This is a genomic window from Undibacterium sp. TC9W, assembly GCF_049339865.1.
Taxonomy (GTDB): Bacteria; Pseudomonadota; Gammaproteobacteria; order Burkholderiales; family Burkholderiaceae_D; genus Undibacterium.
In genome coordinates this window covers 106,759-121,725 of record NZ_JBMPPJ010000008.1, presented here as the reverse complement: position 1 = coordinate 121,725, position 14,967 = coordinate 106,759, and the positions used below count along the sequence as shown (strand labels likewise).

Genomic DNA, 14,967 nt, shown 5'->3' with positions numbered 1-14,967 from the left:
ACCAGGCTGCACGCTGATGTACTAAGGGAAGGGCGGCAATGGAGTCTGATGAAATCGTGCTGCAATATTGCCAGCGATACTTATAACATATCCGGTATGGGCTTGCGTATCAAATCGTAGTTCTGACCGTGCATACTGAAGTATGTATAGGTCTGTGCCGGGGTGCTGATTTCTTCTATGTCAGTGAGGATAAGGGATATACTAAGCAGGAAATCCGCTTTCAAGTTCATACAAGTCCTCAGATTGTTATCCCTAAGTGCCAGAATCTCATAATGACTAAAGCCCCAGCAGAAAAACCGGCTAAACCAGCCCTTTCTTCCCGCGCACCGAATAAAGCCCAGCTCGCAGCGGCTGAGCAATGGTTGATGACTATTCAAGACGATGTAGCCGGGCTGATCACATCTGGCTGGGCGGCAGCCATTGCGGCCCCTGGTGATCTCGCGGTTGATTTTTACCGGCATCTGTTTGCTGCAGCGCCTGCGGTGATTGAATTATTTGCCGGTGACATGACAGAGCAACAGGGCCGCCTGACGCACACGCTGGAAGAAACCGTGGCGCTGGTACATCAGCCTGAACATCTGTTGTTGCTATTGCGCGCATCTGGCGTGCGGCATCATCATTACCAGGTACAGCAAGCTTATTTTGGTGTGATGCGCAATATCTTGATTGATACTTTGGCGACCCGCGGCGGTGCCGGGTTTACAGCTGCACACCGTGCTGCCTGGGAAGGTTTTTTTGATAATATGGCGACCATCATGCAGCATGGCATGGCCAGTGCTGCAAAAAATTAATTGCGGTCTATTTCTGGATGATCAGCTGTTTTTATGAGGCTGCCTTGATACGTTCGCCTGCATTGTATTGCGCGTTTTTATCCGTCGAATCGATCTTGCCGTCAAAGCGTTCAAGCATGGCAAAACTGGCAGCGTCTGCCCCCTTGATCAATTTTCCATAATAAAAAACCTGGCGCGAAGTTTTTGCATATCCCATCGCCAGATACTGCAATGAGGCAGCATCTTCTTTGCTGATGACATCGCCACGGTAATAGACCTTGATGCCATCAACAGCATAGCCTTGTTCTATTGTTTTGAAGTTGTCGTAGCTGACGCCTTTGATACTGCCGTTGACGGTGTAGCCATCGACATAATAAATTTTTGTACGGTCTTTGGCATAGTGGGCGTCTATGGGGGCAAAGGTAAGCCCGTCACTGCCTGCAATTTCTTTTTCGCGATAATAGCCGCGCAATTTGTCTTTGGCAAAAAAATGATCCAGCAGTACAAAGCTGTCAATATCCTGCACTGGCACGATCTTGTCCTGCCTGAACAGATGTGATTTATCCCTGGCCAGATAGCCATCGCTCATCATGCGGAAACTGGCCGGGTCAGCATCCCGTATTTTTTTGATGACTATGCGTTTGATGCTCCAGTATTCTTTGCTGTCGCGCTCGGTATCGCAAAAAAATACCATGGACTTGTCCTTGGCATAGTATTTACTCAGTACCTGAAAACTGGCACTGTCGCTGGCATCATTGCCGTTAAAAATAGGCGTGCCACGGTAATAGGCATAATGCGCATCTTTGGCAAAATAGTCGTCTATTGGCGTAAAGTCGATGAGCGCATGCTGGCTGTCAATGACCACACCGTCGTAATGCCACTTGCCTTTCTTTTTGTAATAGGCGGATTCGTTACCGCAGCCAAACAGGAAAGAAATGATGCCCATCAGGATAATCCAGGGTGGGTATTTTTTGAGTTGCCTTAACATCTGCCTGAATCCGGATTCTGTAAACTGCGCAGATAATTCGTGTATCTTGCCAGACTGCTGAAACCAGTGATGTGATCAGTCTGGGCTAGCTTTTCATTGGCCAGCGAAGCCTGCAATTGTGCGTATTCAGTGTCAGGATCGATCTGGCAGTGGTAGCGAAAGAAGAGATTGGGTTGCTGGCCTGCAAAGTGCTGTGCCAGCTCTACCGATGCATCTATCATGATACGGGGCTCCTGCCATTGTTGGGCCAGCACACCTATTGCCTTGATATGGCTTCCTGAGGATTCTATGACCCAGGTCGCCTTGCAACCGCTGATGGATGGCAAAAATTTTGCCATGCGGATTTGCTCCAGCAAACCAGCCAGACTGGTATTGGCAGGGACGGCAATGTTTTCTGCATGCGACACGGTGTCGTCACCAGCGTGCACGCTGTCTCTGTCTATACGTATATGCAGCATGACTTGTTCTGCTTGCTTGCGCGGCTCTTGTCGCGTATTTGACTTGTGTCGCCAGCCATAGGCCAGGCCCAAAACAGCGAGACATATTATCCAAAATGCCAAGTCAGACATCGTTTTCTCCCTAATGATTTAAGTGTCGATGAAGTGTGGATTGACGATGCCTGATCCCGGCAAAAGGAATCAAAATGCTGCAGAGACGCCGTCGATACGGTCGAGGCGGATGACGATGCGGCTGGCTTGCTGGTTGCGTCCTATGACGTATTTCTCATCCAGCGCAGTAACGACCATGGCGACATTGGTGCCACTGGCATGCACGGTAACGCCCTTGTTTTTCTCTTTACTTTCCAGCAGCGTGGCACGCAGCGGGTCTTTTTCACTTGCAGAACCCGGATCAGCAGCGCCAGCACTGCCAGTAGCGACGACAGAAGTGATGACCAGTGCCTGCAGCAGGTGGGTCAGTTTCAGACGGGTCAGTTTGATCATGATATGTCTCTTTCTTGGTTGCTTGATATGGTTTGGATTAAAGCCTGGCAAGTTTGCACCTGGCCTGTGGTTAGTGATAGATACAAGTCTTGGTCTAGTGAATAGATACAAGGGAATTACAGGAGAAACACAAGGTAAAAATAATGCTTTCTTTCGCACATTTCTTGAATGAATCTGCAAGACAACATTTTCAGGGCAACTGCGCTTGCCAGGTAGAGTCTTTCACAGACCGGGCCAGAACTCAATATGCTTAATGTCATATAAAAAACTGACGGGCGACACTTACTTTACACATCCAGGCTTGTGATGATGCTTGCCAGATTTGAAATTTGTATCTTCATTTTATTGCTGCAGGGTGCATCTTTCATGTGTTCATGTCGCTTCGTCAGGAGAAATAGTATGAAACTGCATCAAAATTTACTTCAAAAACTGTCCAGTGCATTGGCCTTTGGCTGTTGCCTGGCTATCACTTCAGTAAGCGTCATCTCGCTGTCTGTAAAGACAGCAAATGCAGCCACCAGTCCGGCTCGCATAGGTTTCTCATCCAAGACCGTGGGTTTTGAAGCCAGCAATGCACGTAATGCGGGTTCGATGGAGTATGCACTCATAGAATTTATTACCGAAACTGGCACGACAGATGCGTCGGTGGCCATTACGGTCAGCAGCAGTAATCCTGCGTTGATTGCAGTCAGCAAAGTTGCTGTCGCTAATGCATTAGGTAATTATTTGCTGGCAGTGCCTGCCAATTCGCCTTCAGGCAGCGCCACCGTTACGGCCAGCGCGACGGTAGCGGGTGTAACTTATACCCGTTCACGGGTATTTGTCATTACGGCGGCCAGCACCAGCATCCCGCCAGTTTCTGGTTCATCGACTATCACCAGGGCGACCACGCCGACGATGAATGCGGATCAGTCCGGTTGTGCTGCCATCAACTACTATGATGTAGGCGTGGGCAAGACCTATACTACATTGGGCCAGTTACCCTGGAGTTTATTGAAAGGCTGTGACACGGTCAGGATTTATGCCAAGCCAAACAATATGCCGTACCATGAAATGATCTTGATTTCAGCGGGTACCAATCTGACGCCAACTGCACCGAATAAATTCATGCGTGTGATCGGCGTGCCTGACCCTGTGACCGGTGCGCGACCTATCATCGATGGTGCACCAGATGCCCAGGGCAAGCTGGCGACTCAACTGGAGACACTGCCAGGCCAGGCTGCCCGCACCCTGCAATATCATGACAATGCCAGTACCACGCGCGCGCTGTATAAACTGGGCCTGGTCATGGTGGGGCCTCAGGCTGGCTACAACTACAATAATGGGCCAGTGGGTTATATCGGCATCGAAAATCTCGACATACGCAACTCTGTGTATGGCAACTCATTTTCTGATGCACAGGGCAAGAAAACAGATAGCTATGCTGCCTTTGGCACCTGCCTGTTTGTCGAAGCCGCGGCACATCTGGTAGTGAAAAATAATGTCATGCACAATTGCGGTAACGGCCTGTTCATTAATTCCAAAAATGGTACGCTGCTTGAGTTGTCGCAAGATGTACTGATCGAGGCCAATACTTTCTACAACAACGGCAATGCACCTATTGCCAATGTGACTAACGGCTACTCCGAACACAATAGCTATACTGAAGCACGCGATATTATTTTTCAGTACAACTACTTTGGTGACGTGCGCCCCGGTGCTTTTGGTGATTGTTTGAAAGACCGCTCATCCGGCCTGATTGTCCGCTACAACACTTTCGCATCCAGCTGTGGTTTGCAACTGCATCTGATGGATTCTACTGGTGGCAATGCGCTTATCTATGGTGAACCAAACTATGCATCGACCTATGTCTATGGCAATCTGTTTGATGTGACGCCAGGCAGCAATAACACCAACCTCGTCAATTATGGTGGTGACAGTGGCCTGACTGCAAACTACCGTCAGGGCACCCTGTTCTTCTACAATAATACGATGGTGGTAAGGGGAGACGCTACCCATGGCATTTATCCAGAGACACTGATGTTTAATCTGGGCATGCCCAATGCAGTTGCTGACGTCAGGAATAATCTGTTCTATGCATTGCCAGTGACACCAGGTTCGCCAGGTAAAGTACAGGCCATGGCACTGGGCAAGGGCACCGTCAATATGACGAATAACTGGGTCTCGCCCAATGCCGCGCAGTATTGGGTAGGGCATTTGACAGGTGCAGTCGTGAACGGCTGGAACACCAATCTGGGTGCCAATAATAATCCGGTATTGGCGAATGTGGCACAGCATGATTATCGCCCGGCCCTTGGTTCACCTCTGATCAATGCGGGTAATGGATTGGGTAACCTGACATCCAACTTGCTGCCAGTGGCACAACCTGGCGCGGTGATCTTGCGCAAGCAGGATGGCATGATAGACATTGGTGCGTTTGAGTTTTGATGAGGCGATGATTCAGTCATCGTCGATATTGCAGATGTAAAAAAACCCGCTGCTTGCATGACGATTAATGCAAGCAGCGGGCTTTTATCTTGCGCTTGTTCTATGAACAGGTCGTTACTGGATTGCCGCAATATGATCCAGGCGGCATCCATCCTTTCGCGCTTTGATATTGTATCTCCAGCCATTCGCCATGACAGCTTTGTACTGATGCTCCTGCCTCTGCAGGGATTTTTCCTGTCATCGCGCTCTGTGCCATCGGGCTGGCACGCAGGCTGACACTTGCTTTTGCATTGATGCCAGTCAGGGGCGCGTATACCCAACCTTCTCCTTTGAAATATACTTCGCTGGCCACGCCGCTGACCTGGCGAACCCGCAGCCATTTTCCGGCAGAGCCTGTGATTTCCATTTGTGAATCACTGTCTTTGATGGTGGCTATCACCTTGTGTTCAGAACCCGGGCCGCTGCGGATATTGTTGCCCTTGGTGTCAGGGTCAATGGAAAAAACTTTGAGTTTGCATGCGGTCACTTCAGGCTCGGCATGTGCCACATTGCTGTACAGCGCGCTGGTCATGAGTAGTAAACTGCAAAAACAGCAGGCGCTAGTTTTGGATAGAGAGAGTGGCGTATTCATAGTCACCGCAATTGGGTGTAAAGGTATTAAGTGGATGGAAAACCAGCGCGAAAAGTCTAGCATGCTTTACTCACGGCCAGACAGGAATTGCAGCAGATAAGACAATTGAATTGGGTTCTTGCTCTTCAAAGAGTGAAACAGTAGGTAATCGCAGTCATGCCAGTGTTTTTTTCTGATGACAGCTTATACTATGTATCATCCCCAAAAAAATAAATGCCTGAGCAATGACTACCTCCATGACCCAGAAAAAAACTGTCCTGCAAGCCACTGATCTTACTTTTCAATATCCCGACCATTCTTTGTTCACCAACTGGTCGTATGATATACCCGCAGGTATTACCCTGGTGCGCGGTGGTGATGGCCGGGGCAAGACCAGTTTGCTGCAATTGCTGGCAGGTGAATTAACTGCGCAAAGCGGGCAATTGCAGATCGAGGATGCTGCCTTGTCTGCGCAGCCTGAGGCATACCGCAACCAGGTATTCTGGGTAGATCCACGTACTGATGTTTATGATCAAATGTCGGTGCCTGATTATTTCGTTACCGTGCGCAAGGCATATGCCGGTTTTGATGATGCCATATTGACGCAAGCCATAGAAGGTCTTGGATTGACACCGCATATCAACAAGCAGATGTTCATGTTATCGACAGGCAGCAAGCGCAAGGTCTGGCTGGCGGCCGCTTTTGCTGCCGGTGCGACCATCAGTTTGTTGGATGATCCTTTTGCTGCACTGGACAAGTCATCGATAGAATTTATCACAGCCAATCTGAACCAGCTTGCAGCGGATGCTGCTAAGGCCTGGGTGCTGGCAATGTATGTGAGGCCGCAAGGTCTGGCCTTGTCGGGCGTGATAGATTTAGGTGACTGAGCTTGGTAACAGAGTTGATTGACTGAGCTCAGTGCGCTGCATTCGGATAGCTCACAATAATGCTCATATCTTCTGTCCCTGTTTGTTTGATACCCACTACTGCGCCCTTGTATAAGTAGGCGGCCATGCCGGCTTTCAGGGTGGCAGTCTTGCCATCTGAGGTCACGCTGCCTGTGCCAGAGAGCACATAATAAACTTCGTCATGGGCTATAGGGTGCAAACCTATTTCTGCGCCAGGATGCAGTATGCGTTTCCTGAATTCCATGCTGCGCGGTGCAGGTGCTGCATCGCTGATGCGGTAAGCTGTGGACATCCCTATCGCACCGTGGGGCGGTGGCTCATCGCGTTTGACTTCTTCTTCATTGATGATGCTCATGGCGGGGGCAGTATCCGCTGCTGCGGCCATGCATGTATTGCCGTTTGTGACCAGCACGCAACAGAATAAGGTGAGCGCTATTTTCATTGATACCCCCGGCTATGTGTTTTGATTTCCTGCATTGGCAAATTCTGCTACCAGCAAGTCTATGAACAGGCGTGTGCGTAGAGGCAAATAGTGGCGCGATGGATACATGACTTGTATCGGTGCGCTGATATCTGTCCACTCCGGTAAAACTTCAAGCAACTGGCCGCTTTTAAGGGCCGCTGCCATGTCCCAGCAAGAACGCCTGACCAGACCCAGACCCGCACATGCCCAGTCATGTGCCTGTTCGCCATTATCGGTCAGCCAGTTGCCACGTACTCTGATTGTTTGTTCTTCGCCAGATGCGCTCGAATGAAAATGCCAGTCTGCGTGCATGGCTGACGATGGCTGCATGAGTATGCAATTGTGCTGCAACAAGTCGGCCGGTACATTGGGTTTGCCATGCCTGGCGAGATAGGCCGGGGCAGCGCAAACGATGCGCCTGTTGTCTGCCAGTGTGCGCGCAAGCAGGCGTGAGTCAGTATTGGCCCCTATCCTGATGGCGCAATCGAAACCGGATGCGACGAGATCAATGAGCTGGTCGCTGAGCGACAGTTGCACCTGCAGCCCGGGATACTGGCCTGCAAATTTTGCCAGTGCCGGGCCTATGTAGTGTCTGCCCAGTGCAACCGGTGAAGATACCCTGAGCAGGCCACGCGGCTCAGTCTGGCCTTGGCCCAGTTCAGCTTCTGCATTGGCAACATCCAGCAAGATGGCCTGGCAGCGCTCGAAATATAACGCCCCTTCTTCGGTGAGATTCAGGTGACGTGAACTGCGTTGCAGCAGGCGCGTGCCCAGGGCAGCTTCCAGCCGGCTCATGCGTTTGCTGCCTACGGCTGGTGAAAAGCCGAGTTCACGACCCGCAGCAGACAGGCTGCCACTCAGCACAGCCTGGACAAATAGTTTTATATCGGCCAGTTCTATCATGGACAAATACCTTATCTTTTCAAAATTGGAATAGATGCTTTGATTATTAAGTCTATTTTCAATTAATTGGAATGGTAGCACAGTAGTGTCCAGGCGAATTTCGCTTTACAACTCAGTTAGCCAGCAATGAAAGGAAATATCATGCATGCCAAATTTTTAGCAGGTCTTGGTTTATTATTAAGTATTAATGCTTATGCAAGCTCAGCTTATGCGCAAGACGACTTGCCAGTACCGCGTAACATCGTTGCCGACAAGTCCATCCCGGCTGCGCAGCAGCAAAACATGGCACTGGCGGCACGGCGTTACTATGCTTTCTGGAATACCGGTGACGGGCAGTTTGCACAAGCGGCGCTGGCAGATAATTTCATGGACAGGAATTTGCCTGCGGGCCGGCCACAAGGTCTTCAGGGTGCCTTGTTTGCCTCAAAAATTTTTCGCGCAGCCGTACCTGACCTGAAGCTGGAAGTGGAAGAGATGTTGCTGGTTGGTGACCGTGTCATAGGTCGCCTGCATTTTAACGGCCACTTTAGCGGCAGCTTCCATGGTCAGCAAGGCGATGGCCGCAAGGTCGATTTCATTGCGACAGATATTTACCGCGTCGCCGATGGCCGCATCGCTGAGAACTGGCATCTGGAAGATAACCTGACTCTGTTGCAGCAATTGGGCGTCGTCAAACAATGATATAGGGAGCTCGAAATGAAAAACCAAATCAACCTGCCTGATGGGCAATTCTGGCCAGATGGCATACGCATGGTGGTCTCTGTTTCCATGCAGTTTGAAGCCGGTGCGCAATCAGAGCATCAGAATGGTTCACCTTTTCCTGTCATGGCAGACACGAGTCTGCCTGATTTGCCAGCCCGCACCTGGTTTGAATATGGTGCACGTGAAGGCATACCGCGCATGCTGGATCTGTGGGACAAATTCAAGATACCCGTGACTTCGCATATGGTTGGGCAGGCGGTATTGCAAAGACCGGAGCTTGCCAGAGAAATCGTGCAACGTGGCCATGAAGCGGCCGCGCACGGACATAGTTGGACGCCGCACTGGACCATGACTGAGGCAGAAGAGCGCGCATCGTATATCGCCAATATCGCAGCGATAGAAAAAGCAACAGGCACGCGGCCTTTCGGTTTTAATGCCTTCTGGTTGCGTGGCACGCCGCGCACCCTGGGGATATTGCAGTCACTGGGTTTCACTTATCACATTGATGATCTCAGTGCCGATGAACCGATGACGACCATCGTCAATGACCGCGCTTTTGCGATTGTGCCTTACACCTTGCGCAATAACGACATTGCTCGCTTTGGGGCTGAGGGGCCATTGACGGCGCAGGCTTTTGGTCAGGAGTTGCGTGATGAATTTGATCAGTTGTATATGGAGTCAGGATACAGACGGCGCATGATGTCGGTCTCTCTGCATGACCGCATAGGTGGTACTCCGGCGCGTGTCAAAATGCTAGGGGAGTTTTTGCAGTATGCCCTGCAACATCCTGGCGTGGTCTTCATGCGCAAGGACAAAATAGCTGAGCTGGCACTGAGTATGCCGGATGTGCCTGTGAAGTAATTGAGGACCAGCTGGGAACGGGCGATGCTGTTTGTAAAAAGCATCACCCCATCAAAAGCTGTTGTGTGGCAGAGTCAATCTCTGGTTTATACACCGCCAAAAAAGCGTACCCATTTCGATACTTCATCATCCGGGCCTACACTGCGCTCGGTGCAGATGTTTCTCCGGCCTGCGCCATTGTCTTTTAGCTCACCGGTATCGGTGATGTAATACGCAGTGCGATACCACTCTTCTTCATTCTTGAAGTTGGGTTTATGAATGATCATGGTTTGTATCATGGTCGGCATGACTTTGCCTTCCTTGGTTTTACAATTCCATTTGACGGCTGCACCGGTGTCATCCCCTTTGATGCCAACCACCTGATTGCCATTGAATTGTTGCCAGCGTATCTGGTAAGTCACATAGGGCAGCTTGCTGGCAACGGCCTTGAATTCAGGGTTATCTTTATTCGCGGGCACGGTATCGACGACAACCAGCAAGATCTCAACATTGCGTTTGAAGGGCATCGTGCGTTGGTTTGGGTATTCCTTTACCCAATAAGAGACAAAATACTTGCCTGCCCTGGCTTCATAGACTTTGCGTAATTTTTTATCCGTGAACAATGCGTCGCGTGATTCCAGCACCAGCTTGTAACCTAGCTGTTCGCCGCGGATATTGATGGCAGAATAGGCAAACTGGCGGTAGTTTTTATCAGTCGCCATGCGGCTGTATATCGGGCTGTCAGCACGCTGGGTGATGACATCGGCATCTTGATTTATGCTTGGCAGGTCAGTCCAGATTTGCGCTTGCGCAGCAGCACTGAAACCGCAAAGGGCAAGGCTGATTAACTTGTGTGAAGTTTTCATTCTGTCGCTATAAAAAACTATTCGTTGTCATGGCCTGTCGTCAACGAGAAATGTTGTCACCGTAATGAAGCCCTTGTTTTACAAGGGTAGTACTTGCGCCATATTTTGCGTGTAGATTACCCGCACCGGCTGACCTATGTAATAGGAATCGCGTCCCTGTTGTTCCTGGGTGACAGTGATGAGGCTACCATTGCTGCGCAGGCGCACTACAATTTCCAGTCCTGGCACGTTAACCATGGAGTTTTGTTCAGCAACAGCATTGCCAACTACACCACCGACGACACCGCCTAATACTGTGCTGACTTTCTTGCCGTTGCCTTTGCCAATCTGATTGCCCAGCGCTGCACCGGTGACCGCACCGACCACTGCACCAGTCGCACCTGTCCGGCCTTGCTTTTGCAGTGTCGTTCTGCGCATGTCCTGGATATCACCTACTTCAGCATTCTGCTGATCCTGAAAACCACCTGCCCTGACATTACGCGGTTCATTTTGTGCTGGTGATGTTGTGCAGGCAGATGCAACGACAATAAACATTGCCAGCGGGATATATTTTTTCATTTTATATAGCAGCCTCATACGGGTTTTACGGAAATTTGATTGTGTTTTTCCGACCTATTATAAATATCAAACTATAAATAATTGCCGCTTTATATTGTAAGTTTGTATTTCAAATTCAAACTTAATGAAGTTTTTGATAATGTTTTTATTGTAATATTATCCAGCATTCTGAATAGTGGCCGCATGCGCTATTTGTTTGTTGCCTGCCGAAAATAAATCCCGGGTTGGGGCTGGCTTCATTTTCTTGATAAGCAAATTCGAAATGCTTCCTTGTTATTTAAAGGCAGTATTTTTATGATCAATTTCCTCATCCGAACGCATTATTAAAATAAAAGGACATCTTGATGAAGCTGGAAACCATAGCAGTACATGGTGGTTACACACCTGACCCGACCACGCGCGCGGTTGCCGTGCCTATTTATCAGACCGTCGCCTATGCCTTTGACAATACCCAGCATGGTGCGGATCTGTTTGATCTCAAAGTACAGGGTAATATTTATTCACGCATCATGAATCCCACCAATGATGTGCTGGAAAAACGCGTGGCCGAGCTCGAAGGCGGTATTGCCGGCCTGGCGCTGGCTTCTGGACAGGCTGCGATCACCTATGCGATACAGACGATTGCCGAGGCAGGTGACAATATCGTCTCTGCCTCTACCCTATATGGCGGTACCTATAATCTGTTTGCCCATACGCTACCTCAATTCGGCATAGAAACCCGCTTCGCTGATTACCGTGACCCTGAGTCCTTTGCCAAGTTGATCGATGCTAAAACCAAGGCAGTAATTGTAGAATCTATCGGCAATCCACTAGGCAATATTACGGATATCGAAGCCATTGCCAAAGTCGCCCACCAACATGGCGTTCCATTGATCGTCGATAACACCGTGCCTTCCCCATATTTGTTGCGCCCGATAGAATTTGGCGCAGATATCGTCGTGCATTCACTGACAAAATACCTCGGCGGGCATGGCAATTCCATAGGTGGCATCATCGTTGATTCTGGCAAATTCCCCTGGGCTGAGCATAAAGAAAGATTCAAACGCCTGAACGAACCTGATGTCTCTTATCACGGCGTGGTATATACCGAAGCGTTGGGGCCTGCAGCGTATATAGGGCGTGCCCGCGTCGTACCTTTACGTAATACCGGTGCTGCCTTGTCGCCCTTCAATGCCTTCCTTATCTTGCAGGGCATAGAAACCCTGGCCTTGCGCCTGGACAGGATTACCGACAACACCATCAAGATTGCCCATTACCTTGACAAGCATGCGAAGGTGAAGTGGGTCAATTATGCCGGCTTGCCTGAACACAAGGACCATGCGCTCGCGCAGAAATACCTGGGTGGTAAACCTTCTGGCATCCTGACTTTTGGTCTCGAAGGCGGGCGTGAAGCTGGTGGTCGCTTCCAGGATGCCCTGCAACTATTCACCCGTCTGGTGAATATAGGCGATGCCAAATCCCTGGCCTGTCATCCGGCCAGCACCACGCATCGTCAATTGAACCCTGAAGAGCTGGCAAAAGCCGGTGTCACTGAAGACACTGTGCGTTTGTCGATAGGCATAGAACACATTGATGACCTGATTGCTGATCTGGAGCAGGCACTGGCTGCAACCTAGCGGGCGGCCTTTCAGCCTAGCTTGCCTCAATGACGCTGGCGGCACTGGATGTGGTGCCTGCCAGCGGCAATTCAAAAAAGAATTGGCTGCCAACATCCACAGTGGAGGTGAAGCCTATGCTGCCCTCCATTTTTTCTATGATGGTTTTGCAAATATTCAAACCCAGGCCAGTGCCACCTTTTTTGCGGGTATTGGAACCATCGACCTGACTGAATTTCTGGAATATCTTGTTATGGAAATTGGATGGTATGCCGCAGCCATGGTCGGTAACGATGACCTTGACTCTTTGTCTGGTCAAATTCATTTCCACCGTCACTTCTACTTCGCCCCCTTTGTGAGAGAACTTGATCGCGTTTGACAACAGATTGGCAAGTACCTGGCCAACGCGGTGACGATCGACATTGACCATCATTTCGGAATAAGCCTCATGCCATTTGATGCTGACATCATATTGATCGGCATACGACTTGTTGGCACTGATGCCATCCTGGATCATCGGGCCAATCTGGCTGAGCTGGAAATTGAATTCCATCTTGCCGGAGGCGATTTTTTCCAGGTCGAGAATATCATTGATCAAGTGCAGCAGGCGGTCACCATTGCGCATTGCAACGGTTATCAGTTCCTGGGCTTTATCCGGTACCTGGCCAGCAACGCCGGCGGCTACCAGGCGCAGCGAGCCATTGATCGATGTCAGTGGAGTACGCAGCTCATGGCTGACCATGGAGACGAACTCATTCATCATCATCTCCACCCGCTTGCGGTCAGCAATATCAAAGCTCATCGCATAAAACCCCGTGACTTGACCGGCATCGTCATAGGCAGGCACATACACAGACTGATAATAGTAGGTACGTCTATTTAATTTACCCTCGCCTTCAAAGCTGACACGTTCACCCGCCAATACTGCCTGCACATGAGGTGCATGGGCCTTGTAAAATTCATCGCCAACAACTTCACGCAAAGTGCGCCCCAACAGATACTCGGGCTTGATGCCAAATTCTGTCGTGACGAAAGCATTCACGAATAAATAGCGTTCTTGCCTGTCCATGAAAGTGATTATGCAGGGCAGGTTATCTGTAATGGCTTGCAAACGATTTTGTACAACGCGTTGCTCCTGCAAGGCATTTTCCAGTTGGCTGGCTTTCAGCTCAATTTCACGCGTGCGTTCAATCACGGTTGCTTCGAGATCTTGATTGCTGCGTTCGATCTTGGTCAGGTATTGTTCTTCTTTTTCCAGCATTCCCGCTATCGTGGTCGATAAAAGCTGGGCTTCATGAAAGCCGTGAACCACAACGGGGAAGAGCGGTTGCTCTGCCTGTGAATCGCGGTTTTGGGTACGTTGTTCCATGAAGGTACTGAGTTTAGTCAGCGATGAGGACATGCGCCTTGCCAACAGCGATGCCAGCAGTGCCAGCACGATGCATAGTATGGCGCCAGAAATCATGATTTCACGCTGCAGGTTATACAAACCAGCCATGGCAACATCCTTGGGCTGGCGCACCAGTATGCTCCATTGCAAGGCGGGGTAATTACGTGCCTGTCCACTCATGGTGTAGGCAGTCAGATATTTCTGCGGGCCTTCCCATACTTCTTCCGTCACGCCACTCTTACCCGAACGCGACAGCATCAGGCTGTTAGGAGATATCTTGCTTTCTTCCATCTTCAGCGGGCCCAGCAAGACGGTGCCATCTTCCCGGACCACCATTATTTCTGCCGCATATTGTTTGTCAGCGGGTGCCAGTATGTTTTGCACCAGATTGCGCGTCCAGTTCCAGCTCAGATGCACCCCCAGCACGCCACGCAGCTTGCCTTCAGAATTGTAAACGGGGATGGAGACATCGACAAAACGCCAGGGGTCTATGCTGTAAGGCAGCAGCTTCTGCAACAACAGGGCAGGGTGGTAATCACCCGCATACAAGGCCTTCTTGCCTTCAATAAACCAGGGCCGCTTACTGACATCCTGTCCTTCCAGCATGCCCTTGGTAGATGCCAGCACTTTACCTTCAGGATCAGCCAAACCTATCCAGGCATAGTCAGAAAAGTTGTGTTGCAGGTGATCGAGGATGCGGCGTACATCCGCAGGATCTTTGCCGTCTTTGACTTCATTCAGTTGCGACAGCAGTTGCACATCGCTGACTGATTTTTGCATGACCTGGTCGAGTGAATCGCGCATTTGCCAGGCAACTTGCTGCAGTCTTTGCTCTGCTTCTTTCTGTGCATAGTTTTTGGCGAAGTGATCAACCAGCAGCAGAGCCGAGAGAATGGTACACAATACTACCGCACTGACCCCCAGCGTAAGCAGAGTCGTCAGCCTGGGATACGAGGTAGATTTAGCTGTAGCCATAGTAGCGATAAAGTAGTGGGGTTCTAATATC

16 protein-coding genes are annotated in these 14,967 nt (G+C 50.1%); 6 read left to right on the top strand and 10 right to left on the bottom strand.

All coding sequences use genetic code 11. The features are described 5' to 3' along the window. Positions 1–80: 80 nt before the first annotated feature. A complete protein-coding gene (locus tag ACO0LN_RS13630) occupies positions 81–230 on the bottom strand; it encodes a hypothetical protein (RefSeq protein ID WP_422974588.1) in 150 nt (49 codons plus the stop codon). A gap of 42 nt (positions 231–272) precedes the next feature. On the opposite strand from ACO0LN_RS13630, the gene ACO0LN_RS13625 reads away from it, so the two are divergent. Beyond that, the gene (locus ACO0LN_RS13625; RefSeq protein ID WP_422974586.1) at positions 273–791 is read left to right on the top strand and encodes a globin domain-containing protein; all 519 of its coding nucleotides are present in this window, start codon (positions 273–275) and stop codon (positions 789–791) included. Between the two features lie 31 nt (positions 792–822). Here the strand turns inward: ACO0LN_RS13625 and ACO0LN_RS13620 are convergent, their stop codons facing one another. From ACO0LN_RS13620 to ACO0LN_RS13610, 3 genes are all read right to left on the bottom strand, one after another. Then, complete coding sequence (locus ACO0LN_RS13620) at positions 823–1,758, bottom strand: DKNYY domain-containing protein (RefSeq protein WP_422974584.1); 936 nt, start codon at positions 1,756–1,758, stop codon at positions 823–825. After that, positions 1,752–2,327 (bottom strand): hypothetical protein, encoded by a 576-nt coding sequence (locus ACO0LN_RS13615; protein WP_422974582.1) that lies wholly within the window; start codon positions 2,325–2,327, stop codon positions 1,752–1,754. Before ACO0LN_RS13615 ends, ACO0LN_RS13620 begins: the two co-directional genes overlap by 7 nt. 69 nt (positions 2,328–2,396) lie before the next feature. Further along, the gene (locus tag ACO0LN_RS13610; protein ID WP_422974580.1) at positions 2,397–2,699 is read right to left on the bottom strand and encodes a hypothetical protein; all 303 of its coding nucleotides are present in this window, start codon (positions 2,697–2,699) and stop codon (positions 2,397–2,399) included. Between the two features lie 399 nt (positions 2,700–3,098). On the opposite strand from ACO0LN_RS13610, the gene ACO0LN_RS13605 reads away from it, so the two are divergent. Then, a complete protein-coding gene (locus ACO0LN_RS13605) occupies positions 3,099–5,126 on the top strand; it encodes a hypothetical protein (RefSeq protein ID WP_422974578.1) in 2,028 nt (675 codons plus the stop codon). 100 nt (positions 5,127–5,226) lie between these two features. On the opposite strand, the gene ACO0LN_RS13600 is transcribed toward ACO0LN_RS13605, so the two are convergent. Continuing rightward, positions 5,227–5,697 carry an SH3 domain-containing protein gene (locus ACO0LN_RS13600; RefSeq protein WP_422974576.1) on the bottom strand — a complete coding sequence of 157 codons (471 nt, stop codon included), beginning with the start codon at positions 5,695–5,697 and terminating at the stop codon, positions 5,227–5,229. 284 nt (positions 5,698–5,981) lie between these two features. On the opposite strand from ACO0LN_RS13600, the gene ACO0LN_RS13595 reads away from it, so the two are divergent. Further along, positions 5,982–6,623 carry an ABC transporter ATP-binding protein gene (locus ACO0LN_RS13595; protein ID WP_422974574.1) on the top strand — a complete coding sequence of 214 codons (642 nt, stop codon included), beginning with the start codon at positions 5,982–5,984 and terminating at the stop codon, positions 6,621–6,623. 28 nt (positions 6,624–6,651) lie between these two features. Here the strand turns inward: ACO0LN_RS13595 and ACO0LN_RS13590 are convergent, their stop codons facing one another. Beyond that, positions 6,652–7,086 (bottom strand): cupin domain-containing protein, encoded by a 435-nt coding sequence (locus ACO0LN_RS13590; RefSeq protein WP_422974572.1) that lies wholly within the window; start codon positions 7,084–7,086, stop codon positions 6,652–6,654. Positions 7,087–7,098: 12 nt separating this feature from the next. Further along, complete coding sequence (locus ACO0LN_RS13585) at positions 7,099–8,010, bottom strand: LysR family transcriptional regulator (protein WP_422974570.1); 912 nt, start codon at positions 8,008–8,010, stop codon at positions 7,099–7,101. Positions 8,011–8,151: 141 nt separating this feature from the next. Between ACO0LN_RS13585 and ACO0LN_RS13580 the strand changes: the two genes are divergently transcribed. Together ACO0LN_RS13580 and ACO0LN_RS13575 are read left to right on the top strand one after the other, a co-directional pair. Continuing rightward, a complete protein-coding gene (locus ACO0LN_RS13580) occupies positions 8,152–8,691 on the top strand; it encodes an ester cyclase (RefSeq protein WP_422974568.1) in 540 nt (179 codons plus the stop codon). Between the two features lie 15 nt (positions 8,692–8,706). Beyond that, complete coding sequence (locus ACO0LN_RS13575; protein ID WP_422974566.1) at positions 8,707–9,573, top strand: polysaccharide deacetylase family protein; 867 nt, start codon at positions 8,707–8,709, stop codon at positions 9,571–9,573. An 86-nt stretch (positions 9,574–9,659) separates the two neighbouring features. Here the strand turns inward: ACO0LN_RS13575 and ACO0LN_RS13570 are convergent, their stop codons facing one another. Together ACO0LN_RS13570 and ACO0LN_RS13565 are read right to left on the bottom strand one after the other, a co-directional pair. Then, positions 9,660–10,418 (bottom strand): hypothetical protein, encoded by a 759-nt coding sequence (locus tag ACO0LN_RS13570; RefSeq protein ID WP_422974564.1) that lies wholly within the window; start codon positions 10,416–10,418, stop codon positions 9,660–9,662. A 78-nt stretch (positions 10,419–10,496) separates the two neighbouring features. Then, complete coding sequence (locus ACO0LN_RS13565; RefSeq protein ID WP_422974562.1) at positions 10,497–10,976, bottom strand: glycine zipper 2TM domain-containing protein; 480 nt, start codon at positions 10,974–10,976, stop codon at positions 10,497–10,499. A 344-nt stretch (positions 10,977–11,320) separates the two neighbouring features. On the opposite strand from ACO0LN_RS13565, the gene ACO0LN_RS13560 reads away from it, so the two are divergent. Further along, positions 11,321–12,592, top strand: a complete 1,272-nt coding sequence (locus ACO0LN_RS13560; RefSeq protein WP_422974560.1) for an O-acetylhomoserine aminocarboxypropyltransferase/cysteine synthase family protein — start codon at positions 11,321–11,323, stop codon at positions 12,590–12,592. A 16-nt stretch (positions 12,593–12,608) separates the two neighbouring features. Here the strand turns inward: ACO0LN_RS13560 and ACO0LN_RS13555 are convergent, their stop codons facing one another. Beyond that, positions 12,609–14,936, bottom strand: a complete 2,328-nt coding sequence (locus tag ACO0LN_RS13555) for a sensor histidine kinase (RefSeq protein WP_422974558.1) — start codon at positions 14,934–14,936, stop codon at positions 12,609–12,611. Positions 14,937–14,967 lie beyond the last annotated feature (31 nt).

What these genes read in the sequence shown, in the direction of transcription:
- ACO0LN_RS13630 (WP_422974588.1), bottom strand. Translation starts at nt 230, where the DNA reads ATGAACTTGAAAGCGGATTTCCTGCTTAGTATATCCCTTATCCTCACT.
- ACO0LN_RS13625 (WP_422974586.1), top strand. Translation starts at nt 273, where the DNA reads ATGACTAAAGCCCCAGCAGAAAAACCGGCTAAACCAGCCCTTTCTTCC.
- ACO0LN_RS13620 (WP_422974584.1), bottom strand. Translation starts at nt 1,758, where the DNA reads ATGTTAAGGCAACTCAAAAAATACCCACCCTGGATTATCCTGATGGGC.
- ACO0LN_RS13615 (WP_422974582.1), bottom strand. Translation starts at nt 2,327, where the DNA reads ATGTCTGACTTGGCATTTTGGATAATATGTCTCGCTGTTTTGGGCCTG.
- ACO0LN_RS13610 (WP_422974580.1), bottom strand. Translation starts at nt 2,699, where the DNA reads ATGATCAAACTGACCCGTCTGAAACTGACCCACCTGCTGCAGGCACTG.
- ACO0LN_RS13605 (WP_422974578.1), top strand. Translation starts at nt 3,099, where the DNA reads ATGAAACTGCATCAAAATTTACTTCAAAAACTGTCCAGTGCATTGGCC.
- ACO0LN_RS13600 (WP_422974576.1), bottom strand. Translation starts at nt 5,697, where the DNA reads ATGACCAGCGCGCTGTACAGCAATGTGGCACATGCCGAGCCTGAAGTG.
- ACO0LN_RS13595 (WP_422974574.1), top strand. Translation starts at nt 5,982, where the DNA reads ATGACTACCTCCATGACCCAGAAAAAAACTGTCCTGCAAGCCACTGAT.
- ACO0LN_RS13590 (WP_422974572.1), bottom strand. Translation starts at nt 7,086, where the DNA reads ATGAAAATAGCGCTCACCTTATTCTGTTGCGTGCTGGTCACAAACGGC.
- ACO0LN_RS13585 (WP_422974570.1), bottom strand. Translation starts at nt 8,010, where the DNA reads ATGATAGAACTGGCCGATATAAAACTATTTGTCCAGGCTGTGCTGAGT.
- ACO0LN_RS13580 (WP_422974568.1), top strand. Translation starts at nt 8,152, where the DNA reads ATGCATGCCAAATTTTTAGCAGGTCTTGGTTTATTATTAAGTATTAAT.
- ACO0LN_RS13575 (WP_422974566.1), top strand. Translation starts at nt 8,707, where the DNA reads ATGAAAAACCAAATCAACCTGCCTGATGGGCAATTCTGGCCAGATGGC.
- ACO0LN_RS13570 (WP_422974564.1), bottom strand. Translation starts at nt 10,418, where the DNA reads ATGAAAACTTCACACAAGTTAATCAGCCTTGCCCTTTGCGGTTTCAGT.
- ACO0LN_RS13565 (WP_422974562.1), bottom strand. Translation starts at nt 10,976, where the DNA reads ATGAAAAAATATATCCCGCTGGCAATGTTTATTGTCGTTGCATCTGCC.
- ACO0LN_RS13560 (WP_422974560.1), top strand. Translation starts at nt 11,321, where the DNA reads ATGAAGCTGGAAACCATAGCAGTACATGGTGGTTACACACCTGACCCG.
- ACO0LN_RS13555 (WP_422974558.1), bottom strand. Translation starts at nt 14,936, where the DNA reads ATGGCTACAGCTAAATCTACCTCGTATCCCAGGCTGACGACTCTGCTT.